25 protein-coding genes and 1 pseudogene are annotated in these 25,982 nt (G+C 56.4%); 13 read left to right on the forward strand and 13 right to left on the reverse strand.

What is annotated here, in order from left to right; all coding sequences use genetic code 11:
* Window positions 1-8 precede the first annotated feature (8 nt).
* The 3 genes from AC2FHX_RS17340 to AC2FHX_RS17350 are packed head-to-tail and all read left to right on the forward strand — an operon-like array spanning window position 9 to window position 3,294.
* Window positions 9-1,013 carry an ABC transporter ATP-binding protein gene (locus AC2FHX_RS17340; protein ID WP_142639543.1) on the forward strand — a complete coding sequence of 335 codons (1,005 nt, stop codon included), beginning with the start codon at window positions 9-11 and terminating at the stop codon, window positions 1,011-1,013.
* Window positions 1,010-1,783 (forward strand): L-iditol 2-dehydrogenase, encoded by a 774-nt coding sequence (locus AC2FHX_RS17345; protein ID WP_271951890.1) that lies wholly within the window; start codon window positions 1,010-1,012, stop codon window positions 1,781-1,783. The genes AC2FHX_RS17340 and AC2FHX_RS17345 overlap by 4 nt, the downstream gene beginning before the upstream one ends.
* Window positions 1,783-3,294 (forward strand): mannitol dehydrogenase family protein, encoded by a 1,512-nt coding sequence (locus tag AC2FHX_RS17350; RefSeq protein ID WP_496703135.1) that lies wholly within the window; start codon window positions 1,783-1,785, stop codon window positions 3,292-3,294. Before AC2FHX_RS17345 ends, AC2FHX_RS17350 begins: the two co-directional genes overlap by 1 nt.
* A gap of 471 nt (window positions 3,295-3,765) precedes the next feature.
* On the opposite strand, the gene AC2FHX_RS17355 is transcribed toward AC2FHX_RS17350, so the two are convergent.
* Both AC2FHX_RS17355 and AC2FHX_RS17360 read right to left on the reverse strand, forming a co-directional pair.
* Complete coding sequence (locus AC2FHX_RS17355; protein ID WP_142639550.1) at window positions 3,766-4,872, reverse strand: alkene reductase; 1,107 nt, start codon at window positions 4,870-4,872, stop codon at window positions 3,766-3,768.
* A 122-nt stretch (window positions 4,873-4,994) separates the two neighbouring features.
* A complete protein-coding gene (locus AC2FHX_RS17360) occupies window positions 4,995-5,591 on the reverse strand; it encodes a TetR/AcrR family transcriptional regulator (RefSeq protein ID WP_496703133.1) in 597 nt (198 codons plus the stop codon).
* Between the two features lie 622 nt (window positions 5,592-6,213).
* On the opposite strand from AC2FHX_RS17360, the gene AC2FHX_RS17365 reads away from it, so the two are divergent.
* Window positions 6,214-6,582, forward strand: a complete 369-nt coding sequence (locus AC2FHX_RS17365; RefSeq protein WP_282022420.1) for a hypothetical protein — start codon at window positions 6,214-6,216, stop codon at window positions 6,580-6,582.
* A gap of 140 nt (window positions 6,583-6,722) precedes the next feature.
* Here AC2FHX_RS17365 and AC2FHX_RS17370 read toward each other — a convergent pair whose 3' ends face one another.
* Window positions 6,723-7,205: a c-type cytochrome gene (locus tag AC2FHX_RS17370; protein ID WP_496703743.1), complete on the reverse strand. Its 483-nt coding sequence runs from the start codon at window positions 7,203-7,205 to the stop codon at window positions 6,723-6,725.
* Between the two features lie 351 nt (window positions 7,206-7,556).
* A complete protein-coding gene (locus AC2FHX_RS17375; RefSeq protein WP_496703130.1) occupies window positions 7,557-7,985 on the reverse strand; it encodes a c-type cytochrome in 429 nt (142 codons plus the stop codon).
* 286 nt (window positions 7,986-8,271) lie between these two features.
* Here AC2FHX_RS17375 and AC2FHX_RS17380 point away from each other — a divergent pair, with 286 nt between their 5' ends.
* The 4 genes and pseudogenes from AC2FHX_RS17380 to AC2FHX_RS17395 all read left to right on the forward strand — a co-directional run bounded on the left by AC2FHX_RS17380 (window position 8,272) and on the right by AC2FHX_RS17395 (window position 9,829).
* Window positions 8,272-8,415 (forward strand): DUF6512 family protein, encoded by a 144-nt coding sequence (locus AC2FHX_RS17380; RefSeq protein ID WP_496731007.1) that lies wholly within the window; start codon window positions 8,272-8,274, stop codon window positions 8,413-8,415.
* A complete protein-coding gene (locus tag AC2FHX_RS17385; protein ID WP_496703126.1) occupies window positions 8,364-8,876 on the forward strand; it encodes a DUF6512 family protein in 513 nt (170 codons plus the stop codon). The genes AC2FHX_RS17380 and AC2FHX_RS17385 overlap by 52 nt, the downstream gene beginning before the upstream one ends.
* A pseudogene (locus AC2FHX_RS17390) lies at window positions 8,782-9,562 on the forward strand (IS5 family transposase). Before AC2FHX_RS17385 ends, AC2FHX_RS17390 begins: the two are co-directional and overlap by 95 nt.
* Window positions 9,563-9,598: 36 nt before the next feature.
* Window positions 9,599-9,829 (forward strand): HNH endonuclease, encoded by a 231-nt coding sequence (locus tag AC2FHX_RS17395; protein WP_496703166.1) that lies wholly within the window; start codon window positions 9,599-9,601, stop codon window positions 9,827-9,829.
* A gap of 170 nt (window positions 9,830-9,999) precedes the next feature.
* Here AC2FHX_RS17395 and gyrB read toward each other — a convergent pair whose 3' ends face one another.
* Both gyrB and AC2FHX_RS17405 read right to left on the reverse strand, forming a co-directional pair.
* Entirely contained in the window at window positions 10,000-12,417 is a 2,418-nt protein-coding gene (gene gyrB / locus AC2FHX_RS17400; protein WP_271950736.1) for a DNA topoisomerase (ATP-hydrolyzing) subunit B, read from the reverse strand.
* Between the two features lie 101 nt (window positions 12,418-12,518).
* Window positions 12,519-13,091 (reverse strand): TetR/AcrR family transcriptional regulator, encoded by a 573-nt coding sequence (locus AC2FHX_RS17405; protein ID WP_496703124.1) that lies wholly within the window; start codon window positions 13,089-13,091, stop codon window positions 12,519-12,521.
* A gap of 99 nt (window positions 13,092-13,190) precedes the next feature.
* Between AC2FHX_RS17405 and AC2FHX_RS17410 the strand changes: the two genes are divergently transcribed.
* Window positions 13,191-13,757 (forward strand): carboxymuconolactone decarboxylase family protein, encoded by a 567-nt coding sequence (locus AC2FHX_RS17410; RefSeq protein WP_496703122.1) that lies wholly within the window; start codon window positions 13,191-13,193, stop codon window positions 13,755-13,757.
* On the opposite strand, the gene recF is transcribed toward AC2FHX_RS17410, so the two are convergent.
* The 6 genes from recF to mutM all read right to left on the reverse strand — a co-directional run bounded on the left by recF (window position 13,754) and on the right by mutM (window position 20,357).
* A complete protein-coding gene (recF, locus tag AC2FHX_RS17415) occupies window positions 13,754-14,848 on the reverse strand; it encodes a DNA replication/repair protein RecF (protein WP_142638220.1) in 1,095 nt (364 codons plus the stop codon). The two genes, AC2FHX_RS17410 and recF, sit on opposite strands and share 4 nt — an antisense overlap.
* Window positions 14,849-14,887: 39 nt before the next feature.
* Window positions 14,888-16,009: a DNA polymerase III subunit beta gene (gene dnaN / locus AC2FHX_RS17420; RefSeq protein WP_142638222.1), complete on the reverse strand. Its 1,122-nt coding sequence runs from the start codon at window positions 16,007-16,009 to the stop codon at window positions 14,888-14,890.
* A gap of 227 nt (window positions 16,010-16,236) precedes the next feature.
* Window positions 16,237-17,622 carry a chromosomal replication initiator protein DnaA gene (gene dnaA, locus AC2FHX_RS17425; protein WP_142638224.1) on the reverse strand — a complete coding sequence of 462 codons (1,386 nt, stop codon included), beginning with the start codon at window positions 17,620-17,622 and terminating at the stop codon, window positions 16,237-16,239.
* Window positions 17,623-18,171: 549 nt separating this feature from the next.
* Window positions 18,172-18,435 carry a 30S ribosomal protein S20 gene (gene rpsT, locus AC2FHX_RS17430; protein WP_142638226.1) on the reverse strand — a complete coding sequence of 88 codons (264 nt, stop codon included), beginning with the start codon at window positions 18,433-18,435 and terminating at the stop codon, window positions 18,172-18,174.
* A 228-nt stretch (window positions 18,436-18,663) separates the two neighbouring features.
* Window positions 18,664-19,440, reverse strand: coding sequence for an acryloyl-CoA hydratase (gene acuK, locus AC2FHX_RS17435; protein WP_142638228.1), 777 nt, complete (start codon window positions 19,438-19,440; stop codon window positions 18,664-18,666).
* A gap of 65 nt (window positions 19,441-19,505) precedes the next feature.
* Window positions 19,506-20,357 (reverse strand): bifunctional DNA-formamidopyrimidine glycosylase/DNA-(apurinic or apyrimidinic site) lyase, encoded by an 852-nt coding sequence (mutM, locus tag AC2FHX_RS17440; protein ID WP_496703119.1) that lies wholly within the window; start codon window positions 20,355-20,357, stop codon window positions 19,506-19,508.
* Window positions 20,358-20,443: 86 nt separating this feature from the next.
* Here mutM and ubiE point away from each other — a divergent pair, with 86 nt between their 5' ends.
* On the forward strand, window positions 20,444-21,196 hold the full coding sequence (gene ubiE, locus AC2FHX_RS17445; protein ID WP_496689847.1) for a bifunctional demethylmenaquinone methyltransferase/2-methoxy-6-polyprenyl-1,4-benzoquinol methylase UbiE: 753 nt from the start codon (window positions 20,444-20,446) through the stop codon (window positions 21,194-21,196).
* The gene (gene ubiB, locus AC2FHX_RS17450) at window positions 21,196-22,725 is read left to right on the forward strand and encodes a 2-polyprenylphenol 6-hydroxylase (RefSeq protein ID WP_282022492.1); all 1,530 of its coding nucleotides are present in this window, start codon (window positions 21,196-21,198) and stop codon (window positions 22,723-22,725) included. Before ubiE ends, ubiB begins: the two co-directional genes overlap by 1 nt.
* A gap of 97 nt (window positions 22,726-22,822) precedes the next feature.
* Here the strand turns inward: ubiB and AC2FHX_RS17455 are convergent, their stop codons facing one another.
* On the reverse strand, window positions 22,823-23,998 hold the full coding sequence (locus AC2FHX_RS17455) for an acetyl-CoA C-acyltransferase family protein (RefSeq protein WP_496703117.1): 1,176 nt from the start codon (window positions 23,996-23,998) through the stop codon (window positions 22,823-22,825).
* A 118-nt stretch (window positions 23,999-24,116) separates the two neighbouring features.
* Between AC2FHX_RS17455 and AC2FHX_RS17460 the strand changes: the two genes are divergently transcribed.
* Together AC2FHX_RS17460 and AC2FHX_RS17465 are read left to right on the forward strand one after the other, a co-directional pair.
* A complete protein-coding gene (locus tag AC2FHX_RS17460; protein WP_271950762.1) occupies window positions 24,117-24,680 on the forward strand; it encodes a helix-turn-helix domain-containing protein in 564 nt (187 codons plus the stop codon).
* 110 nt (window positions 24,681-24,790) lie between these two features.
* Window positions 24,791-25,975, forward strand: a complete 1,185-nt coding sequence (locus AC2FHX_RS17465; RefSeq protein WP_496692735.1) for a glycine C-acetyltransferase — start codon at window positions 24,791-24,793, stop codon at window positions 25,973-25,975.
* Window positions 25,976-25,982: the final 7 nt, after the last annotated feature.

Consider the following 25,982-nt stretch of genomic DNA (forward strand, 5'->3'; position numbering starts at 1 on the left):
AACTCCGCATGGGACGCATTCAACTCAAATCCGTGACCAAGAAATTTGGCGACGTTGAAGTCATTCCGCCGCTGGACCTGACCATTCAAGATGGCGAGTTCACTGTCTTCGTCGGCCCCTCGGGCTGTGGTAAATCCACCTTGTTGCGGCTGATTGCCGGGCTGGAGGATATCACCTCGGGCAATATCGACATTGACGGGGCGGATGCCACCGATGTGCCGCCCGCAAAGCGCGGTCTGGCAATGGTGTTCCAATCCTACGCGCTGTACCCGCATATGACGGTGCGCAAGAACATCGCATTCCCGCTACGCATGGCCAAGCTGGATCAGGCCGAGATTGACCGCCGCGTAGAAGGCGCTGCTGATGTCCTGAACCTGACCGATTACCTGGATCGCCGACCGGGCCAACTGTCCGGGGGTCAACGCCAGCGCGTTGCCATTGGCCGCGCCATCGTACGTGAGCCTGCGGCGTTTCTGTTTGACGAGCCACTCTCGAACCTCGACGCCGCCTTGCGCGTTGGAATGCGGCTTGAAATCAGCGAGCTGCACAAGCGCCTTGCAACCACGATGATCTATGTGACCCACGACCAGGTCGAGGCGATGACGATGGCCGACAAGATCGTCGTGCTGCAGGCCGGTGTGATCGAACAGGTCGGCAGCCCGCTCGAGCTGTATAAAACTCCCCGAAACCTATTCGTCGCGGGCTTTATCGGATCACCCAAAATGAACTTCATTGCGGGCGAAGAGGCCGCGAAACATGACGCCCACACGATCGGGGTCCGCCCCGAGCATCTGGAGGTATCCGACAGTTCCGGCACCTGGTCCGGGGTGGTTGGGGTTTCCGAACATCTGGGCTCGGACACGTTCTTCCACATTCACGAAACCGGCCTTGCGGACACGATCACCGTACGAGCGGGGGGTGAAGTTGGCTTCAACCACGGCGACCGCATCTATCTGACGCCACGCGCGGATGTGATCCATCGGTTTGACGCAAAGGGCCTGCGGATCGAATGACACGTCTGGTCGGTAAAACCGCCCTGATTACCGGGGCCGCGCGTGGCATCGGACTGGCCTTTGCCAAAGCCTATGTTGCCGAAGGGGCCCGTGTCGCGCTGGCCGACATTGACGGCGCGCGCGTGCAAGCCGCGGCCGCCGAAATCGGTGAGGCCGCTTTGGCTATCGAGACGGATGTGACCAACCAGCAGAGCATCGATGCCGCGGTGGCAAAGACGGCTTCACATTTCGGTCCCATCGACATTCTGATCAATAACGCTGCCATCTTTACCGCAGCACCCATCATCGAAATCGAGCGTGCCGACTACAACCGCGTCTTTGACATCAATGTCTCGGGCGCCTTGTTCACGATGCAGGCCGTCGCGCGCCACATGATCGAACACGGGACCAAAGGCCGGATCATCAACATGGCATCGCAAGCCGGACGACGGGGCGAGCCTCTGGTCGCCGTCTATTGCGCAAGCAAAGCCGCTATCATTTCGCTTACCCAATCTGCAGGGCTGAACCTGATCCAACACGGCATCAACGTAAATGCCATTGCTCCGGGGGTTGTCGATGGCGAACACTGGGATGGTGTGGACGCCTTTTTTGCAAAGCATGAGGGCAAAGAGCCCGGGCAGAAGAAACGCGAAGTAGCCGCAGCGGTGCCGCACGGACGGATGGGCCGTGCCGAAGACCTGACCGGAATGGCCGTGTTTCTGGCCTCGGACGAGGCGCAGTATATCGTCGCGCAAACCTACAATGTCGACGGCGGGAACTGGATGAGCTGATGAACCCTCTGGCAAACGCAAATCCCCCGGTGCGGCTGCGGCGCGACAGCTTTGCAGATATGCCTGCGACTGTCAGGACACCGAATTACCTGCCCACAGACCTGAAACCCGGCATCGTCCATATCGGGCTGGGCAATTTTCACCGCGCGCATCAGGCCTGGTATATCCACCAGTTGATGCAACAGGGCCAAGCACTGGACTGGGCGATCATCGGGGCCGGTGTCCGCAGCTATGATGCCGAAATGCGAGAGAGGTTGCTGGCGCAGGACTTTCTGACAACACTGATCGAGCTGGACCCAAAGGGAATATCCGCCGAAATTGTCGGAGCCATGATCGACTACCTGCCAATCGAAGAGGGCAATGCGACGCTGATCCGGCAGATGGCCGATCCGTCCATCCGGATTGTGTCGCTTACAGTGACCGAGGGCGGCTATTTTCTGGACGCCAATACCGGCGCGTTCAACGCCGATCACGAAGACATTCGATACGATGCCGCCCATCCAGACCAGCCGCGAACCGCGTTTGGCGCCATTGTTGCAGCTCTTCGACAGCGCAAGAAGGAGGGTTTGAAACCCTTTACCACACTCAGCTGCGACAACCTTCAGGGCAACGGGGTGATCCTGCGAAACTGCATTGTTGGTTTGGCGCGTATGTCTGACCCGAATCTAGCCACATGGATCGACCAATATGGCGCATTTCCCAATTCGATGGTGGATTGCATTGTACCCGCTACGACAGAGCAGGTTGTTTCGCAATGCCACGGACTTGGAATCGATGACCGCGTCCCTGTCTCACATGAAAACTTTCGCCAATGGGTGATCGAGGACAATTTTTGCGCAGGGCGTCCGCCGCTCGAACAAGTCGGTGTCACACTGACCCACGATGTTCATAGCTATGAGACGATGAAACTGCGTATTTTGAACGGCGGTCATCAGCTGCTTGCGAATGTCGGAGAAATCCTGAACGTCCCGACGATTTCACGATGCATGCAGGACTCTGATATCCTGGCGTTTTTCGCTAAAGTTCAGGCAGAAGAAATCCTCCCACATGTCGCTGCTGTCCCCGGCGCTAAACCAAGTGAATATCTTGATCTGGTCGAAAAGCGATTTGCAAACACCGCCATCCATGACACCACGCGCCGCGTCGCGTTTGACGGATCCTCACGGCATCCCGGTTTCTTGCTGCCTTCGCTGCGTGACGCAGTTGCCTCGGGCCCTGCCCCCAGCGGGCTGGCCCTGGCCGAGGCATTCTGGTGCCGGATGTGTGCAGGCAGGCGCGAGGATGGGTCTGAAATTGCGCCAAACGACCCCCATTGGGACGCTCTTCAGCACATCGCGCTGGCGTCCAGAGATGATCCGAAACTGTGGATCGAGCAGGATCAGTATTACGGCGAGATTGGCCGTGAAACCCGCTTTGGTCAGGCCTTTTCTTTTTGGCTGACCAAGATCTGGAGACATGGCAGCCGCGCTGCGATAGCAGACTACGTCGCGCAGACCTCCGCGTCAGAATAACCGGTCAAAACACATGGAGATCAGTCGCGGGCCAAGACCGCGCAGTTCCGTGACGTATCACGTGCAAACGCGGCGCAGGGGTTCTGACACTGCAAATTGGCGCGCACCCATAAAAATTGTAGGTGTTCTCATAACGCTGCATCGCCGCCATCGATTTTACTCACAAAAATTGAAGACTTTTGCGCACAAGTTTGCACGATTTGCCCATAACATTGCGCGGTTCGAGAAACGCGCTCAATTGATCGTAGTCACCACACATCTTCTTCAACTAGAACCGGGCGTTTCTCAATCAAGAGTAAATTCTTATTGGAAATATTCGACCCTGATCATAGGGAAGCAGTTCTTTCGAGGGCTTGTGATAGATCCTCGCTTCAAGAATGGATATTCCCGTAATTGCCAAGTGAGCGCGTCCAAACCGACGCGCTCACTTTGCTTGGTATTGCTTGTCACTACAGAGTTAAGAGCGATGTATCACTCTGCGGCAACAGCTTTCTCTTCCAGTACCGGGTAGTCGGTGTACCCTTTTTCATTGCCGCCGTAGAGCGTGGTTGGATCGAGCTCATTCAGAGCGGCGCCTTTCTCCAACCGGTTGACAAGATCAGGGTTGGAAATAAACGGCCGGCCAAAGGCCACCAGATCGACGGCTCCGGTTTCAACCGCTTCAATCGCCATGTCTCGGTCATAAGCGTTGTTGCCCATTTTCGCGCCATCAAACAGATCATAGAGCATCTTCAGATCGCCACCTTCCGGAATATCGCGCGGGCCGCCGGTCTGTCCTTCCACGAGATGGAGATAGGCCAGCCCATACCCATTCAGCAATTTGACCGCATGAGTGAATGTCGCCTGCGGGTCGCTGTCGGAGATGTTGTTGGCGTCCGAGAACGGGCTTAGGCGGACACCAACACGGTCGGCGCCCCACACGTCAACAACTGCGTCCATGACCTCTTTCAGAAACCGTGCTCTGTTCTCGACAGGACCGCCGTATTCGTCTTCACGCTTGTTGGACTCGTCCCGCAGGAACTGATCGATGAGGTATCCGTTGGCTGCATGGACCTCGACACCGTCGAAACCGGCCTCCTTGGCGTTTTCCGCGGCCCTCCGGTAGTCGGCAACAATGCCAGCAATTTCTTCGACGGCCAGAGCCCGCGGCTCAGATGTTTCGACGAACTGCTCACCATCAAAGGTCTTGGCCTTAGCGCCGATCGCAGATGGCGCAACAGGGGCACCGCCATCCGGCTGTAAGCTTGTATGCGAAATCCGGCCCACATGCCAAAGCTGGATCACAATCTTGCCACCCTCAGCATGGACGGCCTCAGTCACTTTTCTCCAGCCGTCGATCTGCGTTTCGGAATAAATGCCAGGCGTCCAGGCATAGCCTTTGCCTTGGGGCGAGATTTGCGAAGCTTCCGTGATGATCAATCCAGCACCCGCCCGTTGCACGTAGTACTTGGTCTGCAATTCATGGACGCTGTCATCTTCGGCTCTTGCCCGGTTGCGGGTCAGTGGCGCCATGACAACGCGGTTTTTCAGCTCGATTGCACCAGCTTTGATGCCGGAGAACAGTTTTTCATCAGCCATTGCTGCTTCCTTCTTTGGTAAACTTCGTTCAGATATTATTGGACCAATTAGTCCAATATTAGGGTCACTGTCTCTTGTTTGAGTTTGTGTTACGTTTCATACCCTTATTTTTAGGGGAGGCCTTATGGCGAAATCACCAACCGGGCTTGTTTCAGGGTTTGTGATATCTGATCCGCGGGAACACCCGCTTTGCGCAAGGCTAGTGTGCCGATTGCAAGGGAGGCAAAGGCGCGTGCCTTGTCGAGTACCTGTCCCGGATCCGAAGGCTCAAGCGCTCTTGCAATAATCTCGTCAATACTCTCCAAATGCTGTCGCCCGAGAGCCGCCACTTCATTGTCATGCGGGGCAAGTTCCGTTAGGCAATTGATCAGCATGCAGCCGTCACGACCGCCTTGCGGGTTCGCCAAAGCTTCCATTATCGCACCAACGGGATCATTTCCGCCCGCATCTGCAACGTCACGCAGATTTTTCAAACCACGCCTTGAATAGTGCCTGAGGGCTTTGTGAAACAAAGTCTGCTTGTTGACGAACGTTCCATAGAAGCTGGACCGGCTCAAACCCATGGCCTTGGTCAGATCATCCACAGATGCGGTCTCGTAGCCCTTGTGCCAAAAAACGCACAAGGCTTTTTCCAAAGCCTCAGCTTCGTCAAAGGCGCGAGGCCTACCCGGGCCTGCGGGTGATTTGATGTCGCCAACTGCGAGAGTTTCTTTGCTCATGAGCAAGATGTGGAATGGTCGGTCCAGAAATTCAAGGTGGCGGTAGAGAATTTTTGGAATGATCAGTCCGTATTGTGACCTGAGAAAGGAATTTAGATCGGTAGAAATGCAAAACCTCCCCATCGCGCTTGGTGTCACGCCAATCTTAGGATCGGGACCTTTTGTCTTTTTGCGGGACTGTCAGACGAAGAGGATCGTGATCGTAGAAAAGAAAGTTCACCCTCGGCACTAGTTTCCAACACTGGACAGATTGACTGGCGGCTTTGTCCAATACGTAGATGTTGATCACTCACAAACCAGAGATTGGTTCGGTAGATCCATGGCCAATGCCCTCAGCTTGTGAGGATTACCACCCCAATGAGTAACAAAGCCTCGAATTCAGAACTGGTTTTATTAGCATCAGTACGGCGGGCCGTTGTAAGCAAACCAACAATAATTTCAGCGCGCTAGGTTAAAAAAAACGAGGTTAGCTGAAGTTTAATTCGCCCAATGTGAACTTCTTAACTTTGGCTAGAACGATTTCTTGTCAGTATCGTTTCATGAGTTGTTAGTGAGTTCGGTGAGTAAGTAGATGTATTTGCATAGTTTCGAGGGACATTGGAGCGCAGTCAATGACATCCGGATGGATGATTTTGCGCTTGAGTATTCGTTGTTGGACGATGCCGGCGTGCACGCACAATGGCAAAATGGCTCCTGGCAGATCACGCGGATAGCCGATATCTGGACAAGAACCGGGAAGGTACTTTCTTTGCCTTACAAAGGGGCCAACGCCTATCCATCTTTCCAGTTTGCTGAGGATGGAACCCCGCTTCCTTTGATGGAAAAAGTGTTGAAAGCCCTGCCACGTGAAATGACGCCGTGGCAATGCGCATTCTGGTTAACCTCACCCAATTCAGAACTCCGAGGGGAAAGTCCGGCAAATCGCATTCAGACCGGCGATGACTGCATAGTCGATATCGCAGGCGAAGCTGGTGGTCTGATGGCAGCTTAGTGTTAGCTTCTGGTCACTCATACGTCGTACAGCATCTGGCAAATTCGTGTCTCCCTTGCTGTTTCCGCCTCCGGCAAGAATAGCGAGATCAGGGCACTCAACGCAGCACTCTTTAGCGTACTTAGCTGTGGAGCAGAACTTCACGGAACATACCGTTCCGGCTTCGGAGACTGAATACTCTCCAAATACTCAGCAATTTCGATAAGTCTGGAAGGAATACGCGCAACCAAACCGTTGCCCGTATCGAATTCGACAGCAGGGCCGTCATTCAATTCGGTGATTATCGGCATGTCATCGCGTGGTTCTTGTAATTTCAAATAACCGTCCAAGATCGACATGACCTCCAACATGGGCCACACGCCCCCCCGGCGTTCGGAAATCTTTGTTAAATCAGCAGGCTGTGTTTTCAAATCAGTGGCGTCAGGCCCATCTCCTGTCGCATCGACTCCGTGACACCTGGCGCAATGCTCGACAAAAAGGTCTTTCCCAAGGTCCGAAAACTCGTCGGCCGCAGATATCGTTGCAACCGAAGAAATGCCCATGCTTGCAGCGATCATAAAGTACCTCATAAGCTGGAGGTCCTTTGCTAAACGAGAGTTTCTACAACAAAAATGAACCGACATCTTCCTCCGGTCAACGTCGGTCCTTTACCATATAACGTTCGCTATCCTGTGGCCCAAAACCGATTGATGGGGACAGGCAGCAGCGAGCTCAGAACAGCTTCACCATTTAACATTCGGTATTTAGCATGTGACGGTGCTCGGCTCTTTGACATAAATCATATGTCAACTCGCAGTTTGCCAGAATTGGGCTCGGCACGCCAATTCGGCCAGATTATTTTGAGTGACTGCTTACGCATAGCAGACCACGGCGCTTCACAATGCTGGGTCTGCAATAGTCACCTGGTCAAAAAAGGTGCAAATCCAGAACACCGACAAACTGTCAATTTCTGATCTAACGCCAAGATCACTAATCTACTGTTGGATACTTTCTAAGAAGAACAATAAACCCGCTAATTCCCGCGGAGTGGGCGTCAAGACACCCTCGATTTCAACCGGAACCAGGTCTTCCGCCATTTCCCCGCCAAACTCCGGCATAACCCGAGCAAGATGGCTGTTTTCCGGGTCGCCGTAGATGTAGCTAAGTGCGCGTGCTTGAGGGAAAGTGCCTCCGTTCTTCGCGCTCAATGTTGTCAAATCTGTTGGCGCAACAGAAAGACCGCTGCTTGCCGGGCCACCGCCTCTACCATCCACACCATGACAAGAAGTACAGTTTTCTGAGAAAAAGGCCGCTCCATCAGCGCGAGTGGGCATGACATCGGCGTCAGGATACAGGTCTGAACACGACGCCATGGCCAGAGCAATAAATCCAGCCGATAATATAACCCACCTTTTAGCGTGCATGCTCTACCCCGGTTTTTAATCAAGCCTACGGTCTATTGTAGCGCATGGCAATGACCGCAACTGCGGTTTGAAAATCGATGAGGGCCAACTTTACGAAACTCTTACAAGGACTTGGGCATCGCCGCTCACCATGGGCGGTGAAAGCTATTTGTCGACCTTCTATGTCCTGTGGGCATTTCACTTTTGAGAATCTAAGCAAAGTATACGACAATCTGGATTGGGGGATCCAAACATGCTGGAAACCTCATCCCGAATAGTTTGGCTCGAAGCGATTGGGGCGATCCTGATGATCCTACTCAGATCCGGGCTGTACTTTGTATATGTTTTGCTGGGAAGTTGGGCACCAGTGGCGCTTGTGGCAGCTGTCAACGAGTCAATTTGGGAACACTTAAAGCTGGCTTTTTGGCCAGGATTTTTTTGGCCTGCCTGATGCCGCTTCCACCCCAACTTACAAGAAGGGACGTATTTAGTGCTAAGGGATTTAGCCTCGCAACTACTGCTATTTCGATTGTGACAGTATTCACGGCATACACAGCGATACTTGAGCGCAACTTTTTGGTTTTTGATATTGGACTATTTGTTGCAGCAATTTGCATCGGCCAGATCGTGTCAATTCTGATGCTTGATTATGAAGGTCGAATTCGTGAACTCATCCATGTATTCGGCCTGGTTCTCCTTGGGGTTCAAGTCGTCGCCTATAGTACCTTAGGTCGTGTTGACAAAAGGGATTCACAGCGCCCGCTGATCGTGATTCAAGCCGGTATCTGCGATGGAGGCCAGCTTGGCACGAAATCTAATGCCGGACGAAGAGTGGGCGTTCTTTGTACGGTTTATCCTTTCGGTCCGTTCCCCGAATGGGCGCAGACCGACCAATCACCGCCTTGTTCTTGATGGCGTTTTCTGGATTGCACGTACAGGTGCCCCATGGCGAGACCTGCCTGAGGAGTTTGGGAAGTGGTCGAGTGTCTACCGACAGTTCCGCCGATGGACTCTCGCGGGGCTCTGGGAACAGATCCTGGAAGCCTTGACCGGGAGCAGGATCGTTCCTGACGCTCTTCAGATGGTCGACAGTGCAGTGGTTCGTGCCCATCATCCATTGCCCGGCAGGGCATTGCGCCAGCAATGTCCCGAGAGGGAGGCAGCGGGCGCAAAAGGGGGACTCCGCAACAGGGTTTGGCCGCTCAAAAGGCGGCTTCACGACCAAGATCCACCTCCGGGTAAATGCCGCTGGGCTGCCGATGAGAACTGACATCACAACCCGGCCAGACATCGGACTATCTTGGTTTGATCGGGTTATGGACGACAACCTGCCGGAGCCAGTCGAGCTCCTGGCCGACAAATAGTACGATGCCGACCGTATTCGCACCGAACTGCACAGCCGAAGCATTCGACCGGTGATCCCAATGCGAAAGTCCCGAAAGAGGCGCATTGGGTTGGATTGGCCCCTCTACCGGCTGAGAAACCTGGTCGAGAGATGTTTCAACAAACTGAAGAATGCTCGGCGGGTGGCTACCCGCTATGATAAGACAGCCGAAAGCTTCCTCGGCTTCGTGGATATCACTTCAATCCGCCTCTAGATCCGCCATTTGTCAACATGACCTAGAGCCTCACACATTAAGCCGTGGAAAGACTGCGAAACTGATGCTGAGCGGTTGGACGTCCACAACGGAATTTTGCTGTCAGCATTATGGGACGCAGCATTCGACAAGGGTCTGGTGACTTTCAAGGACGATGGGACGCCTAGGTTTTCGAGTAAACTGTCCGCGCCGGCATTGAGCTCGTTGTCCGGACATTCCAAGCGGATCTCTAGTCTAACTGCTGGGCACAAGGAGAACCTGATCTAGCATCGCGATCAGGTGTTCAATCCTGGAGAAGCTGAAATCTATCCTTCGGCACTCGCGTAAGGCGATTTGCTCACTTTTCTCTGCACCATTATCGCGAAACAATGCAGGCTTATGAGCAAATCGTGCAAACTTATGGGGTGCGTGAAGGTTTGTGCGCGCCCCTACAAAATTCAGAAGTCCAGGTTTTCGACGCTCAGAGCATTTTTCTGTATGAATTCACGGCGCGGTTCCACGACATCGCCCATCAATTTAGTAAACAGGTCATCTGCTTCGAGCATATCATTCACCCGCACCTGCAACAGCGTCCGTGCATCCGGGTCCAACGTGGTTTCCCACAGCTGATCTGGGTTCATCTCGCCCAGTCCCTTATAGCGCTGCAGGGACAAGCCCTTTTCACCCTCTTCTAGAATGGCACGCAACAGGTCCAGCGGACCGTGGATGGCCTGCGACCGGTCGCGGCGGATCAGGGTTGCGGATGTGTTATAGATCTCCTGCAGGCTTTGGGTAAAGCTGCCGGTCTTGCGCGCTTCGCCCGAGCGCAGCATCGGGCCGTCCAGCGTACGCACCTCTTCAACGCCGCGCAAGATACGAGCCAGGCGGATGCCGTGATCCTGCGTGATCCGACCCTGCCAGCCACGTTCGTATTCCAATGCGATCAGGTCAAGACGGGCTGCGACCTTGTCGGCCACACCTTGCAGATCGGCATCAACCGCACCGGGGACAAAGGCACCGGCCACGGCGGCCTGTTCCAAAATGTGGCGCGGATAGTGCGTCGGGAATGCATCCAGTACGCGTTTCAGCTGGCGCGCTTCGTCAACCACGCGCGCCAAGTCCTGGCCGGTCAATTCCTCGCCCGAACCCAGTTTCAGCACCGCACCCTCGACGCCCTGATTGATCAGGTAGTCATCCAGTGCCGCCTGATCTTTCAGATACACCTCGGACTTACCGCGCGCGACCTTATAAAGCGGCGGCTGCGCGATATACAGGTATCCGCCCTCGATCAGCTCTGGCATCTGCCGGAAGAAGAAGGTCAACAACAGCGTCCGGATATGTGCGCCATCCACATCCGCATCCGTCATGATAACGATCTTGTGGTAGCGCAGCTTTTCGATATTGAACTCATCGCGGCCAATGCCCGTGCCCAGCGCCATTACCAAATTACCGATTTCCTGGCTCGACAGCATCCGGTCGAACCGTGCACGCTCCACGTTCAGGATTTTCCCACGCAGCGGCAACACGGCCTGTGTCAAACGATCCCGACCTGTCTGAGCCGAGCCGCCAGCCGAGTCCCCCTCGACCAGGAAAACTTCGGTCTTTGACGGGTCCTTCTCGGAACAATCCTTCAGCTTGCCGGCCAGATAGTTCACATCCATCGCCGTTTTGCGGCGGGTCAGTTCACGGGCTTTTCGTGCGGCTTCACGGGCCAGAGCAGCCTCGATGATTTTGCCGACGATGATTTTGGCTTCATTTGGGTTTTCTTCAAACCATTCAGCCAGCTTCTCGTTCACCATTCCTTCGACCGCCGGGCGGACCTCGGAACTGACCAGCTTGTCTTTGGTCTGTGAGGAAAACTTTGGATCCGGTACTTTGACCGACAACACGCAGGTCAGGCCCTCGCGCGCGTCATCGCCGGTAAAGCTGACCTTTTCCCTTTTCGCAATGCCGCTAGATTGGGCATAGTTGTTGATCGTGCGGGTCAGCGCACCCCGGAAACCCGCAATATGAGTACCGCCATCGCGCTGAGGTATGTTGTTGGTAAAGGGAAGAACCGACTCGTGATAGCTGTCATTCCACCACATCGCGATTTCGACACCGATATCGTCCCGCTCACCCTTGATATAGATCGGCTCGGGCATGGCAGACGACTTTGACCGGTCGAGGTATTTGACGAATTCCTTCACGCCGCCCTCATAAAACAGCTCGGTTTCCAGCCGTTCTGCGGGGCGTTCGTCGACCAGGATGATCCGCACACCCGAATTCAGGAAGGCAAGCTCGCGCAGGCGCTTTTCCAGCGTCTCGAACGAGTATTCGAGGTTCGAGAACGTATCAGTCGAGGCCAGAAAGCGCACCTCGGTCCCCGTACGGTCACCACATTCACCGACCACTTTCAGATGCTCGACGGTTTCGCCCCCTTCGAACCGGGCAACATGTTCTTTGCCCTTGCGCCAGACGCGCAGTTCCAACCAGTTGGACAGCGCATTCACAACCGAAACGCCCACGCCGTGCAGACCACCAGACACTTTGTACGAGTTGCTGTCGAACTTACCGCCCGCATGCAGCTGGGTCATGATGACCTCGGCGGCGGACACGCCTTCTTCGGGATGGATATCCACCGGAATCCCGCGACCGTTGTCGCTGACTGAGACGCTGGAATCGGCGTGAATTTTCACTGTCACATGGTCGGCATGACCGGCCAGAGCTTCGTCAATTCCGTTGTCGACAACCTCATACACCATATGGTGCAGACCCGAGCCGTCATCGGTGTCACCGATATACATGCCGGGGCGCTTTCGAACTGCCTCTAAGCCTTTGAGAACCTTGATTGAATCCGCGCCGTATTCCTGCGGTGCCTGTGCGTCTTCGGACATGCCGTTAGTACCTATATTATTTTGGTAACTTATACGTTCTCTGGTGGGGAATGTCACGCGATCCCCCAATATTTTGTGCCAGAGTTTGGATTTTCAGCCGATCAAAGCTGATCGAGGTCTGCGGCGATATCTGCGGCGATTTCCTTGGCGTTGACGTCGCTGCGTTCAGCGGACAATCGCAGGCCCAACAGGTCGGATTGATAGCGCGCCGCAAGCCGCTCTGGATCGTGGTCAGGACCGATCTCTCGGGCCTGTTGCGCCTGCCTAAACAGCGTTGCAAAACATTGCTTCATCTCAGCCATATGCCGGCTGGCTTTATGCGCTAGCTGGTGATCCCTTGCCTGCAATTCGGCAAAGGTCTTGGCGAGCATACAGGCCTGCACCGGCGTTTGGCTGGAATCGATCACAATCTGCGGCTGCGTCTTTAACGCGGCCAGCGGCCCGATGTCTTCTGCCAGCGCTGTCAGCCGCGCTACACCGTCCTGCGTGTAACGTTCCAGCGCCAGCGCATAAAGCGCGTCTTTTGACCCAAAGGCCGCATAGAAACTGCCCGGTTTCAACTTCAGCTCGCGCTCCAGATCTTTCAACGACGTCCCAGCCCAGCCGTAGCGCCAGAATATGTCGCGGGCCCGGGCGACCAGCGCGTCTCGGTCATAGGTAGGTTTGCGGGGCATCGACATCACCAATTCTTGAACGATCACTCAAATATATACTTGAGTGACCGCTCAAGAAAGACTATTTCCGACTCAGACATCAAAAAATGGAGCATCCACATGGCCGATTTCCCATCCCACGACCTGACCACTGCGCCTGAGGGGTCCAAACCTCTGCTGGAAAAATCTCAGGCCGCCTTTGGCCGCCTGCCCGGCCTGCACAAAGTGATGGCCGAAAGCCCGCAACATCTGGAAGGCTATCAGGTTCTGCACGGCCTCTTCATGCAGACCGATTTCGACAATGACGAAAAAACCGTTGTCTGGCAGACCATCAATGTGGAAAACGAGTGCCACTATTGCGTGCCCGCCCACACCGGCATCGCCAAGATGATGAAGGTATCGGATGACATCACCGAGGCACTGCGCAACGAAACCGCGCTGCCCAATGCCAAGCTCGAGGCGCTGCGGACATTTACGCTGCAGATGATGCAGACCCGTGGCAATCCCACCGAGGCGCAGCTGCAAGCCTTCTTTGACGCTGGTTTTTCGCACCGCGCCGTGTTGGACGTGGTGCTGGGCCTAGCGCAGAAAACCATGTCGAACTACGTCAACCACATGGCACAAACCCCAGTTGACGAAGTAATGCGCGGCTTCTTGTGGGAACGTAAGGTCAGCGAACCGGCCTAATCGACGACCGAGCCCTCATCGCCTTCGGTGACAACCAGGGTCTGGGCCCGGTCCCCTAATTCCGAAAACAGCTCAGGCCCTGTGCCCGTCATCCAGGCCTGAGCGCCCAGCGCGCAAATCTCATCATAGAGCGCGGCGCGGCGCCCGGCATCCAGATGGGCCGCGACCTCATCCAGCAACACAATCGGCGGTGCCCCGATCATCCCGGCCAAAGCGCGCGCGTTGGACAGGATCAGCGAGACCAGCAGCGCCTTTTGCTCACCGGTCGAGCAATCCTTGGCCGGAACGCCCTTGGCGGCAAAGACGCCGTACAGGTCAGACCGGTGTGGCCCGACCAGTGTGCGCCCCGCCGCCAGATCGCGAAAGCGGCTTTCATTCAGCGCCTCACGCAGATCATCCGCCGTTTCCGGCATCGCACCTTCGGTTTGAACCAGCTCAAGATCAGCCGATGGAAAACCCGTTTCGGCCTGATCCTGTGCTGTGCGCAGATGATCCAGAGCGGCCATGCGCGCCACATGGATGCGATGCCCGGTTTCGGCCATCTGCCCCTCGAGCGCGGCGTACCAATGGGCATCGCGCACCTGTTCTTTCAGCAGCCGGTTGCGTTCGCGCATGGATTTTTCATAAATCAGTGAGGCTTCGGCGTGGGCAGGATCAAAGCTGAGCGCGATGCGATCCAGAAACCGCCGCCGCCCCTCGGCGCCTTCAATCCACAGCCGGTCCATCGACGGGATCAGCCAGACGACCCGCGCCAGCTTGCCCAGATCGATCTGACTGGCGGATTTGCCATCTATCCGAACCTGCCGCGCTGCGCCAGCTTCGGACCAAGTCTCGATCTCATAGCTCTGGCCCTGCGCTTGCAGCAGACCGGACAGCTTCCAGCCCAGCGCCTCGGGCCGACGCGTCATCTCGGCTGCACTGGCCCGCCGCATGCCGCGGCCGGGTGAAAACATCGAAACAGCTTCAAGGATATTGGTCTTACCCGCGCCGTTAGGTCCGTGAATGGCAACCGGACGGCCATCCAGCGACAAACGCGCCAGTTTGTGAGAGCGAAAATGCGAGACCGTCAGTTCGGTCAGGGCCAAGGTCATGACCCCTCTCTTTCCTCAGCGATCAGCCCCCAAAGCCGATCAGACACGCATCGGCATGACCACATAGACCGCGCTCAGGTCATTGCCTTCGCGCATCAGGGTCGGATCACCAGCGGAGTTGAACAGGAACACCGCGTTTTCGCGATCTACCTGAGAAGCAATTTCCAGCAGGTATTTTGCGTTGAAACCGATCTCGAGCCGTTCATCTGAATATGCGACGGCCAATTCTTCCTCGGCTGCACCGCTGTCCGGTGCATTGACCGAAAGAACCAACTTATCCGTGTCCAGCTGTAGCTTGACCGCGCGCGAACGTTCCGACGAGACCGTCGCAACCCGGTCGACGGCCTGCGCAAACTCAGCCGCATCCACTTCCAGTTGCCGCGTGTTGCCCTGCGGGATGACCCGTGTGTAGTCGGGGAATGTGCCGTCGATCACCTTCGAGGTCAGCGTGATATCCGGCGTTGCAAAGCGCACCTTGGTTTCGCTGACGGAAACGGCGATATCCATCTCGTCATCGTCCAACAGCTTGCGCAACTCACCCACTGTTTTGCGCGGCACGATCACGCCGGGCATGTCCGCAGCCCCATCCGGAAGGTCTGCGTCAATGCGCGCCAGACGGTGACCATCTGTGGCCACACAGCGCAGCACCTTGCCGCCTTCGGAGCCATCTGAAACATGCATATAGACGCCATTCAGATAGTACCGCGTCTCTTCGGTTGAGATGGCGAATTTCGATTTGTCGAACAAACGGCGCAGCAATGCTGCCGAAGCCGTAAAGTTCGACTGGTATTCCGATGAGGCCATAACTGGGAAATCTTCTTTCGGCAGAGTCGCCAGAGAGAAGTTCGATCGCCCGGCTTCAACCGTCAGACGACCTGCCGCACTGTCGGCGGTCAGGGTGACCAGCGCGCCATCGGGCAGTTTGCGCACAATCTCGTGCAGGGTTGTGGCGGCAACCGTGGTGGCGCCGGCCTTTTCCACCTGCGCAGGGGCCTTGTCGACCACTTCGATATCCAGATCGGTGGCGCGGAACATGGCCTGATCGCCTTCGGCCTCGATCAGAACATTAGCAAGTATAGGGATCGTGTTGCGTCGTTCGACGACGGATTGGGCCTGGGAAACGGCCTTGAGAAGGGTGCCGCGTTCGATGCTGATCTTCATACCCTTAATTCCTCTGACTTGCGTGCCGAAAATGGGCGGGACTGGCACGTTAGCGCCTCCGCCCTGAGGCACAAGGATTTTTTATGGATTTCTGAGTCGGTTTGCCCGCAGGGTCAAGAGGCGCGTGACCCTGCGGTCACAGTTCATAGCCAACCGTGGACTATTGCGCACAAAAAAACGCCCCGGCTATCAGGATCCGGGGCGCCTGTTTAATGCCTAGAAGATACTCAGGCTTCCAGCGCGCGACGCAGCATTTCCACGTCTTCGGCGATTTGGCCATCGGTTGTCTTCAGTTCTTCGATGCGTTTGACGCCATGCATGACCGTGGTGTGATCGCGTCCGCCAAACCGACGGCCAATCTCGGGCAAAGAGCGGCTGGTCAGCTGTTTGCACAGATACATCGCCACCTGACGCGGGCGCGCATAGGAGCGCAAACGCTTGGGGCCTATAATGTCGCTAAGGCGGATATTGTAATATTCTGACACTTTGCGCTGAATCTCTTCGACGGTAATCTTGCGTTCTGACGCGCGCAGCACGTCCGCCAGGCAATCCTGCGTCAGCTCCATGTCGATCTCGCGCCCGACAAGCGAGGCAAAGGCAAATAGCCGGGTCAAGGCCCCTTCCAAAACACGCACATTGGTCGAGATGCGATGGGCCAGGAATTCCAGCACACCATCTACGATAGTCACGTCAGGATAGGTGCGGCTGTATTGCTGAACCTTGGTTTGCAGGATGCCCAGACGCAGTTCGTAATCAGTGGGATGCAGATCAACGACCAGACCACATTGCAGGCGTGATTTCACACGGTCCTCCAGGTCCTTGATCTCGCCCGGAGCGCGGTCGGCCGAGATTATGATCTGTTTGTTCTGGTCTACCAGCGCGTTGAAGGTGTGAAAGAACTCTTCCTGAGTCGAATCCTTTCCAGCGATAAACTGGACGTCATCAACCATCAGCACATCGACCGAACGGAACAGGTGTTTGAAGTCCATCATCCGGCGTTCCCGCAGCGCCTGCACAAAGCGGTACATGAACTGTTCCGCCGACAGGTACAGAACATTCAATTCGGGATGTTTGGTCTTTAGTTCCCAAGCGATGGCATGCATCAGGTGGGTTTTACCCAGGCCGACACCGCCATACAGAACCAGCGGGTTAAAAGTCACGGGGCCACCTTCGGACACACGACGCGCGGCGGCATGGGCCAGCTCGTTGGGTTTGCCGACCACAAAGCTGTCAAACGTGAAACGAGAATCCAACGGCGCCGCCTGCAGGGATTCCAACGCATCATTCGCGGTCGCGGATAAAGTCTGCGTTTGCGCTTCCTGAACGCGGGCAGGCGCAGTTGCCACGTCGTTCGAAGGACGTACCGGCGAGTTCGCTGCCACTCGGAACGCGAGGCGCTGTACAGATTCTCCAGCGGTGTTCATCTCATACAGGATAAGATCCGCAAAATTCTGGCTCACATAATTGCCCATAAAGTTCGTCGGAACCGAGAACACCGCTACACCGTCCTGCAGCTCTTGGAATTCAAGAGGCTCGATCCAGGTGGTATAGTTGTTCTTTCCGATCGCCTTGAGCAGTTTGTTACGCAGTAGTCCCCATTTCTCTTGTGTCATTAAGCGCCTCACGCATCCCATTCTTTATTGGCCTGTCGGCCTTATTACTAAGCCCCGGTCGCCCGGATCACGATGTCACTCGCAAAAGGATACCATGCGCCAAACCGCAGAAGTTTGGCGGGTTTGTCCCTGAAAGTCAGCACAATCCAAACTCGTGACATCCAGCACCTGAATATCCCGAAAAGCGGCCTGCGCTTCGCAATCTTATCTTTAGACAGGGCTCGGATCCTCGGTTACCCCAAGACCCTCAGCAGATCAGCAAACCGGTTTATCCGGATGCCAACATTCGTTCCTCGACCGCTCTGATGCCCGTCAGTACAATCGCAGGAACAGCCTGTCCCCCCAAGCGAGTGAATCGCTGTATCAGTGGTAACAAGAGGCCGACGTCTGCGGCAACGAAACTCTGATATTGACTCGGGTCTTTGTGCGAAAGAATCTCTCGGCAACGTGAAGACGCGGTATTCTGGCAACAGCAAAAGGGCGCCGCGATATGCGACGCCCTTCGGAATAGTTCAGCCATGCTTACGTGACCCTAGGTCACATAAAGACTCAGCCCAGCGCTTTGACGCGGGCCGACAGACGGGACATTTTGCGGGAGGCTGTGTTCTTGTGGAAGACGCCTTTGGTGACGCCGCGCATCAGTTCGGGCTGAGCTGCGCGCAGAGCGGCAGTTGCTGCGTCCTTGTCACCGGATGCGATTGCTTCTTCTACTTTGCGCAGATAGGTGCGGATACGCGAACGACGCGCTTTGTTAACGGCGAAACGCTTTTCGTTTTGACGAGCGCGTTTTTTTGCCTGGGGCGAATTTGCCATGTGTCTCTGACCTTTGTTCGGTACGGTTATGTAGAATGCGCGCCGCGGATATCCGCACCGGATCAGAAATCACGAGTGTGAGTCGGGCCAAGCGGGCCGCACGCGCATGTATAGCGGCGGTGCATAGCCAAGTTTTCAGGCTTTGCCAAGCCGATTCTTCACTGCTGAACCGCTGGCAAGAAAAAGGCGGGCTCAGCCCGCCTGTTCGATACATATTTCGTGGCCGGTTTACTTGTCCCGGAACTGAGCCGAGCGTTTTTCCAGAAAGGCTGCCATGCCTTCTTTCTGGTCCTCGGTGGCGAACATCGAATGGAACACCCGGCGCTCGAACAACATACCTTCGCTCAACGGCACTTCATAGCTGCGGTTGACCGCCTCTTTTGCCGCCATGGTCGACAGTTGCGATTTCTCGGCAATTTTCTGGGCCACGCCAATGGCTTCTTCGATCAACTTCTTGGCCGGTACAATCCGGCTGACAAGACCAGAACGTTCAGCCTCTTCCGCGTCCATGAAGCGACCGGTCAGATTCATGTCCATCGATTTTGACTTGCCGACGAACCGGGTCAGACGTTGGCTGCCGCCCAGCCCTGCAATAACGCCCAGATTGATTTCAGGCTGACCAAACTTGGCAGTATCGGCGGCAATGATGAAATCGCACAGCATCGCCAATTCACAGCCACCGCCCAGCGCATAACCCGCAACTGCTGCAATGATAGGTTTGCGGATGGCCGAGATACGATCGTTGGCCTCGGCAAACAGGTTGACAGTGAAGACGTCAACAAAGCTCATCTCGGACATTTCCTTGATGTCCGCACCTGCGGCAAAGGCCTTGTCCGAGCCTGTGATGACGACGCAGCGTACCTTGTCGTTTCCATCCGCCTCTTCCAACGCGGTGCACAATTCACCCAGCAACTGAGTGTTCAGCGCATTCATCGCATCGGGGCGGTTGAGTTTGATGAGGGCGACGTGGTCTTCGATTTCGACGATGATCGTCTCAAAAGCCATGAGTTAGAGCTTCCGGTTGTTCCGTTCAGGTACGATTCCTTACCACGCGAAAAACTTGGATCAAGCTATCTTTGGCATTGCACACAATAGAAGGATGAGCGACCGGACTGGGTGATTCTCTTGATTTCTGCCCCGCAACCCCCTGTCCGGCAGGGCGCACCCTCGCGCCCGTAGACATCAAAGCTGTGCTGAAAATATCCAAGTTCTCCATCGGCTTGCCGGAAATCCCGCAGCGACGATCCACCTGCCTCGATCGCTTCCTGCAGCACTTGACGGATGATCGGAACCAACGCGGCAACGCGGGTAGAAGAAATCTGTCCCGCTTTGCGACGTGGCGACACTCGACCCCGATACAGCGCTTCGCAGACGTAGATATTGCCCAGTCCTGCGACGATTCCCTGATCCAACAGCGCTGATTTGACCGGTGTGTTCTTGCCTTTGAACGCTTCGATCAGATGCTGTTCATGAAAATCATTGCCCAAAGGCTCCGGTCCCAGGACCGATAACAGCTTATGATGCTCGGCGGTTGCCGTAGGTAGCAGGTCCATCGCACCAAACCGACGTGGGTCATTGAAGGTGATCCGGGCACCATTGGCCATGTGAAACACCACATGGTCATGTTTCTCGGGCATGGGATGGGTATGCGCAAATTGGCCCAGTGGATCACCCGAGACCGTCATCCGCCCGGACATGCCCAGATGAATCAGTAACGTTTCGCCACTGCTAAGATCAGCTAGAATGTACTTGGACCGCCGCCGCAACCGATCGACCCGCTGGCCGGTCAGCCGTTCGGCCATCCGGTCAGGAAACGGCCAGCGCAAATCGGGGCGATTCACATCCGCCTGTTCGATCACGATACCTTCCATCGCCGGGGACAGGCCGCGTTTTACTGTCTCGACCTCGGGCAATTCGGGCATTTCCTGGCTCCTATTCCAAAGGGCCGCATTGTGCCCGGTTCTTATCGCCCTATAACAGAGGCGAAATTCGACAAACGGCAAGGCAAATGTCCGACAACAGCGACAAGACTACTCATTTCGGGTTCGAAACCGTGCGCGAGGCCGACAAGGCCGGGCGCGTGCAGGGCGTGTTCAACTCGGTCGCCTCAAAATACGATGTGATGAACGATGTCATGTCGATGGGCATTCACCGGATCTGGAAAGACGCAATGATGGACTGGCTGGCCCCACGCCCCGGTCAGCGCCTGCTGGATGTGGCGGGCGGTACCGGCGATATCTCGTTCCGGTTCCTGAAACGCGCAGGCCGTGGCCATGCCACCGTTCTGGACCTGACCGAGCCGATGCTGATCGAAGGCCGACAGCGGGCCGAGGCGGATCAGATGTCAGACAGTCTGAATTGGGTGGTGGGCGATGCGATGGCCCTGCCGTTCGAGGATAACACCTTTGACGTCTACACGATCTCCTTCGGCATCCGAAACGTGACTCGCCCGCAAGAGGCATTGAACGAGGCCTACCGCGTATTGAAACCCGGCGGCCGCCTGATGGTTTTGGAATTCAGCCAGTTGCCCAATGACGGGCTGCAGAAACTCTATGACCTCTATAGTTTCAATGTCATCCCGCGCATGGGGAAACTGATCGCCAATGATTTTGACAGCTATCAGTATCTGGTCGAATCGATCCGTAATTTCCCGGATCAGGATACTTTCCTGAACATGGTCCGCACCGCCGGGTTCGACAACGCGAAATACCGTAACCTGACCATGGGCATTGCCGCACTGCATTCCGGCTGGAAAATCTGATGCGCGGCCCTCACAATATCATCCGCTTGATCCGGACCGGCGCGACGCTGGAGCGGACAGGTGCCATGAATGTCGTTCTGGACGCGTTCGAAGCACCACGTGCCCTGCGAGTTCTGGCCCACACCCTGGGCAAACCCTTTCAATGGCTGGGTTACAAAGGCGATCCGTCGATGCCCCCAGCCACCCGTGCCCTCACCGCCCTGGGACCTGCCTACATAAAATTCGGTCAGGTTCTGTCCACGCGGCCCGACGTGGTTGGAGACGAACTGGCAGAACAGCTACGCGTGCTGCAGGACAAACTGCCCCCGTTCTCCAAGGCCGAGGCCATGGCCGAGGTCGAGAAAGAGCTTGGTCAACCCGTCGTCGAGATATTCGATGAGTTTAGCGAACCGATTGCGGCCGCCTCAATCGCCCAGGTCCATAAGGCCAAGTTGGTCAGCACAGGCGAGGATGTCGCCGTCAAGGTTTTGCGGCCGGGGATCGAACGTGCCTTCCGCAAGGATGTTGATGCGTTCTATTTTGCTGCCCGAATCGTGCAACTCTTCGCCCCCGGCGCGCGCCGCCTGCGCCCGATGGAAGTGATCGAACATTTCGACGGCGTCGTGCGTGGCGAGCTGGACTTGCGTCTGGAAAGCTCGGCTGCCTCGGAATATGCCGCTAACACCAAGGACGATGCCGGATTCTGGTTGCCCCCCGTGGTCTGGTCCCTGTCGGCGCGTCGGGTAATGACTCTCAGCTGGGCAGATGGTATCCCGCTGGGCGACAATGGCGCACTGGATGCAGCCGGTCATGACCGCCGCGATCTGGCCGAACGCGTGCTGCGCCTGTTCCTGCTGCATGCTCTGCGCGACGGCTATTTCCATGCCGACATGCACCAGGGTAACCTGAAGGTCGCGGCAAATAGCGATATCATTGCCTATGACTATGGCATCATGGGCCATATCGACGAATACACGCGCCGGGTCTATGCCGAGATTCTCTTTGGCTTTATCCGCCGCGACTACAAGCGCGTGGCCGAGGTGCATTTCGAGGCCGGATATGTCCCTGCCAATCAGGATGTCGATGAATTCGCCCGTGCCCTGCGCGCGGTTGGAGAGCCGATCTTTGGTATGAACGCCACCCATATCTCAATGGGACGGTTGCTCAGCTATCTGTTCGAAGTCACTGAACGCTTCGGCATGGAAACCCGTACCGAGCTGATCCTGCTTCAGCGTACAATGGTTGTGGTCGAAGGCGTCGCGCGTTCACTCGACCCGCAAATGAACATCTGGGAAGTCGCCCGGCCCGTGGTCGAAGACTACATCAAACAATCCATCGGCCCCCGCGCCGCACTTCGCGATCTTGGCAAAACAGCAATGGTTCTGGCCCGGTTTGGTCCGCGGCTTCCAGCACTGGTGGAAAACGCATTGATTTCCCAAACCCAAAAGGATGAGCCGACCCGGTCGCGCCTATGGTCCGTTGCCTTGCCCGCCACCATTGGTGCCGCTACCGGCGCGGCGCTCGTCCTATTGCTGACAAGCTTCAGCTAAACCCAATCCCGCCCGCCTCATCCGGCCAAAAATACCTTCGGGGGAATTGCGCCACAGGCGCGATGAGGGCCAGACAGCCCCCCTGCTTGGTTCGGTTTCAGAGCAGCTCAAAGGCAATGGCAATCCCCTGACCGCCACCGATGCACATGGTGACCAAACCCTTGGACCCGCCCGTGCGCTCCAGCTCATACAGGGCTTTCAGCGTTATAATCGCACCGGTTGCACCCACCGGATGGCCCAGCGCAATCGCCCCGCCATTCGGGTTTACCTTGGCGGCATCCAAGCCCAGCTCTTTGTTCACGGCCAACGCTTGCGCGGCAAAAGCTTCGTTGCTTTCGATCACATCGAAATCATCCAGCGTCAGACCAGTCCGTGCCATCAGGTTCTGCACCGCAGGAACCGGACCAATGCCCATCACCTCGGGGCGTACGCCCGCGTGGCCATATCCCAAAATCCGCGCTTTCGGCTTCAGACCCGCCTTCTCGGCCGCCTCCGCCGTGGCCAGTACCATCGCGGCCGCACCATCGTTGATGCCCGACGCGTTGCCTGCCGTCACCCGACCTTCCTTGCGGAAGGCAGGACGCAGCCCGGCCAGCGCCTCGGCGGATGTCTGTTTGGGATGCTCGTCGACCACAAAATCGACCATGTCGCGCTTGACCTTGACCTGAACCGGCGTGATCTGGCTTTGGAAATACCCCGCCTCCAGCGCAGCCGCCGCACGGGTTTGGCTGGCCATCGCGAATTCATCCATCTGCTCACGTGTGATCTGGTGCTCATCAGCAACGTTTTCCGCCGTAATGCCCATGTGGCCAGTGCCAAACGGGCAGTTCAACGCACCCAGCATCATATCCATCGAGGCGACATCGCCCATCTTCGCTCCCCAGCGTGCCTGTGGCACGATATACGGACTCCGCGACATGCTTTCGGCGCCACCAGCTACAGCGAATTCAGCATCGCCCAGCATCAGGGACTGTACCGCCGACACAATCGCCTGCGCACCGGACCCGCACAGACGGTTTACGTTCATCGCGGGCGTTTCAACGGGGATACCGGCCTGCTTGGCCGCAGCGCGTGACAGGTACATGTCGCGTGGTTCGGTATTAATGACATGACCAAACACCACATTGCCGATTTGCTCGGGCGCAACTCCAGATCGCTCCATCGCCGCTTCAGTCACAACGGTCGCCAGATCAATCGGCGCAGTTGAAGCCAAGGCGCCACCAAATGTGCCAATCGCGGTGCGCGCACCATCAAGAATGACGATATCTTTCATGTCTCTTCTCCTCGTGGATTTGCGGGCACTATGCATCCAGCCATTGGAACTGTCCCATAGGACGTACCGTCACAAGCGGAATTGACATGAGGCCACCAAACGCGCATGAGATTCCGTCATGACGGAAAATTCAGACGATATCCTGACGCGCCTGCCCGCCCGCCTGAAAGAGGCCCGCCGCGCCAAAGGCCTGTCGCTGGAAGCTGTGGCCAATCTCAGCGGCGTGTCCCGATCCATGGTCAGCCAGATCGAACGCGGTGAAAGCAGCCCGACGATCTCGACCCTGTGGAACCTGACCCGCGCCCTGCAGGTGGACTTCGCTGGCCTGCTGGAAGAGGCCAATAACGCCGATCAGATCGAAACCCTGCGCAGCGACGAAGTGCCCAGCATCGACAATATGGGCCAGAATTGCCGCATCCGTATCCTCTCCCCGCCCGAAGAGGCCGGTGGCCACGAGGTCTACGATATCCGCTTTGACAGTGATGGCGCGCTGAACAGCCAACCACACGCCCGCGGCGCGCATGAACAGTTGACGGTACTTGAAGGTGCGGTGCGCGTCACCTCGGGCAGTGCCGTCAGCGAACTGAACCAGGGCGACACCGCGCGATACGCGGCCGACGTTCTGCACTCAATTACTGCCAAGAAGCCAGCAAGGGTGTTCCTGATCGTCAAAAACGCCTGACACCGGCGCATTTCCGCCTTTACGGAAATTTTTCCTTCATACTGTAATTCCCCTATTTGGGAATTTCATCCGTTATGTTAGACATGCGACTCAGTTGAACGGAGATCGCCATGTCAGATGCATTCCTGTCCCATGTCACCGACACCCTCGTGCAGATCGAAGCGGAGGGTCTGTACAAGCGTGAACGAATGATCACCTCGCCCCAGGGCGGCGAAATTACTGTGGGCGACAGGCAGGTCATCAATCTGTGCGCCAACAATTATCTGGGTCTGGCCGATCATCCGGCACTGATCGCCGCCGCCAAAGATGCGATGGAGCCCAAAGGGTTCGGCATGGCCTCGGTCCGGTTTATTTGTGGCACACAGGACATTCACCGTGAGCTGGAACAGAAGCTGGCACAATTCCTGAATAAGGACGATGCGATCCTGTTTGCCGCCTGTTTTGATGCCAATGGAGGGCTGTTTGAGCCTTTGTTAGGGCCTGAAGACGCCATCATCTCGGACAGTCTGAACCATGCCTCAATCATCGACGGGGTACGGTTGTGCAAGGCCAAACGTTATCGTTATCTGAACAACGACATGAACGATCTGGAGGCCTGGCTGAAGCAGGCACGCGAGGACGGCGCGCGTCACATCATGATCGCGACAGACGGTGTGTTTTCGATGGATGGCTATCTGGCTAACTTGCCGAAAATCCGCGAACTGGCGGACAAATATGACGCCATTGTCATGGTCGATGACTGCCATGCCACCGGATTCATGGGTCCGAACGGGGCTGGTACACCGGATCATTTCGGTGTCGCTGTGGATATTCTGACGGGAACCTTGGGCAAGGCACTTGGGGGGGCAATCGGCGGTTATATCGCCGGGCCGCAGCCGGTGATCGACCTGCTGCGGCAGCGGGCGCGGCCCTATCTGTTCTCAAATTCGCTGCCGCCTTCAATCGTTGCTGCCGGGATCGAAGCCATCCGTCTGGTCGAAGAGGGCGACATGCTGCGCGCGCAACTGTTCGGCAACGCCAAGTATTGGCGCGCGGGATTGGAAAAGTTGGGTTTTGACCTTCTACCGGGCGAACACCCGATCATCCCGGTAATGCTGGGCGAAGCACAACTGGCGCAGGACATGGCCGCAAAGCTGTTTGACGAAGGCGTTTATGTTTCGGGTTTTTTCTTCCCCGTCGTCCCGCGCGGTAAGGCACGGATCAGAACGCAGATGAATGCGACGCTGACAAAGGATGAGCTGGACCGTGCGCTGGCCGCCTTTGGCAAGGTCGGCAAAGAGCTGGGGATTATCTGATGCGACC

It is taken from the genome of Ruegeria sp. CDSC042 (genome assembly GCF_059610745.1).

Excerpts from the sequence above, each read along its gene's own strand:
- AC2FHX_RS17375 (WP_496703130.1), bottom strand. The coding sequence starts at position 7,985 with ATGCACGCTAAAAGGTGGGTTATATTATCGGCTGGATTTATTGCTCTG.
- AC2FHX_RS17405 (WP_496703124.1), bottom strand. The coding sequence starts at position 13,091 with ATGCCCCGCAAACCTACCTATGACCGAGACGCGCTGGTCGCCCGGGCC.
- AC2FHX_RS17465 (WP_496692735.1), top strand. The coding sequence starts at position 24,791 with ATGTCAGATGCATTCCTGTCCCATGTCACCGACACCCTCGTGCAGATC.
- dnaN (WP_142638222.1), bottom strand. The coding sequence starts at position 16,009 with ATGAAGATCAGCATCGAACGCGGCACCCTTCTCAAGGCCGTTTCCCAG.
- AC2FHX_RS17380 (WP_496731007.1), top strand. The coding sequence starts at position 8,272 with ATGATCCTACTCAGATCCGGGCTGTACTTTGTATATGTTTTGCTGGGA.
- AC2FHX_RS17365 (WP_282022420.1), top strand. The coding sequence starts at position 6,214 with ATGGATGATTTTGCGCTTGAGTATTCGTTGTTGGACGATGCCGGCGTG.
- recF (WP_142638220.1), bottom strand. The coding sequence starts at position 14,848 with ATGACCTTGGCCCTGACCGAACTGACGGTCTCGCATTTTCGCTCTCAC.
- mutM (WP_496703119.1), bottom strand. The coding sequence starts at position 20,357 with ATGCCCGAATTGCCCGAGGTCGAGACAGTAAAACGCGGCCTGTCCCCG.
- ubiB (WP_282022492.1), top strand. The coding sequence starts at position 21,196 with ATGCGCGGCCCTCACAATATCATCCGCTTGATCCGGACCGGCGCGACG.
- gyrB (WP_271950736.1), bottom strand. The coding sequence starts at position 12,417 with ATGTCCGAAGACGCACAGGCACCGCAGGAATACGGCGCGGATTCAATC.
- AC2FHX_RS17345 (WP_271951890.1), top strand. The coding sequence starts at position 1,010 with ATGACACGTCTGGTCGGTAAAACCGCCCTGATTACCGGGGCCGCGCGT.
- dnaA (WP_142638224.1), bottom strand. The coding sequence starts at position 17,622 with ATGACACAAGAGAAATGGGGACTACTGCGTAACAAACTGCTCAAGGCG.
- AC2FHX_RS17350 (WP_496703135.1), top strand. The coding sequence starts at position 1,783 with ATGAACCCTCTGGCAAACGCAAATCCCCCGGTGCGGCTGCGGCGCGAC.
- ubiE (WP_496689847.1), top strand. The coding sequence starts at position 20,444 with ATGTCCGACAACAGCGACAAGACTACTCATTTCGGGTTCGAAACCGTG.
- AC2FHX_RS17370 (WP_496703743.1), bottom strand. The coding sequence starts at position 7,205 with ATGTCGGTTCATTTTTGTTGTAGAAACTCTCGTTTAGCAAAGGACCTC.
- AC2FHX_RS17340 (WP_142639543.1), top strand. The coding sequence starts at position 9 with ATGGGACGCATTCAACTCAAATCCGTGACCAAGAAATTTGGCGACGTT.
- AC2FHX_RS17355 (WP_142639550.1), bottom strand. The coding sequence starts at position 4,872 with ATGGCTGATGAAAAACTGTTCTCCGGCATCAAAGCTGGTGCAATCGAG.
- AC2FHX_RS17360 (WP_496703133.1), bottom strand. The coding sequence starts at position 5,591 with ATGAGCAAAGAAACTCTCGCAGTTGGCGACATCAAATCACCCGCAGGC.
- AC2FHX_RS17455 (WP_496703117.1), bottom strand. The coding sequence starts at position 23,998 with ATGAAAGATATCGTCATTCTTGATGGTGCGCGCACCGCGATTGGCACA.
- rpsT (WP_142638226.1), bottom strand. The coding sequence starts at position 18,435 with ATGGCAAATTCGCCCCAGGCAAAAAAACGCGCTCGTCAAAACGAAAAG.
- acuK (WP_142638228.1), bottom strand. The coding sequence starts at position 19,440 with ATGGCTTTTGAGACGATCATCGTCGAAATCGAAGACCACGTCGCCCTC.
- AC2FHX_RS17460 (WP_271950762.1), top strand. The coding sequence starts at position 24,117 with ATGACGGAAAATTCAGACGATATCCTGACGCGCCTGCCCGCCCGCCTG.
- AC2FHX_RS17410 (WP_496703122.1), top strand. The coding sequence starts at position 13,191 with ATGGCCGATTTCCCATCCCACGACCTGACCACTGCGCCTGAGGGGTCC.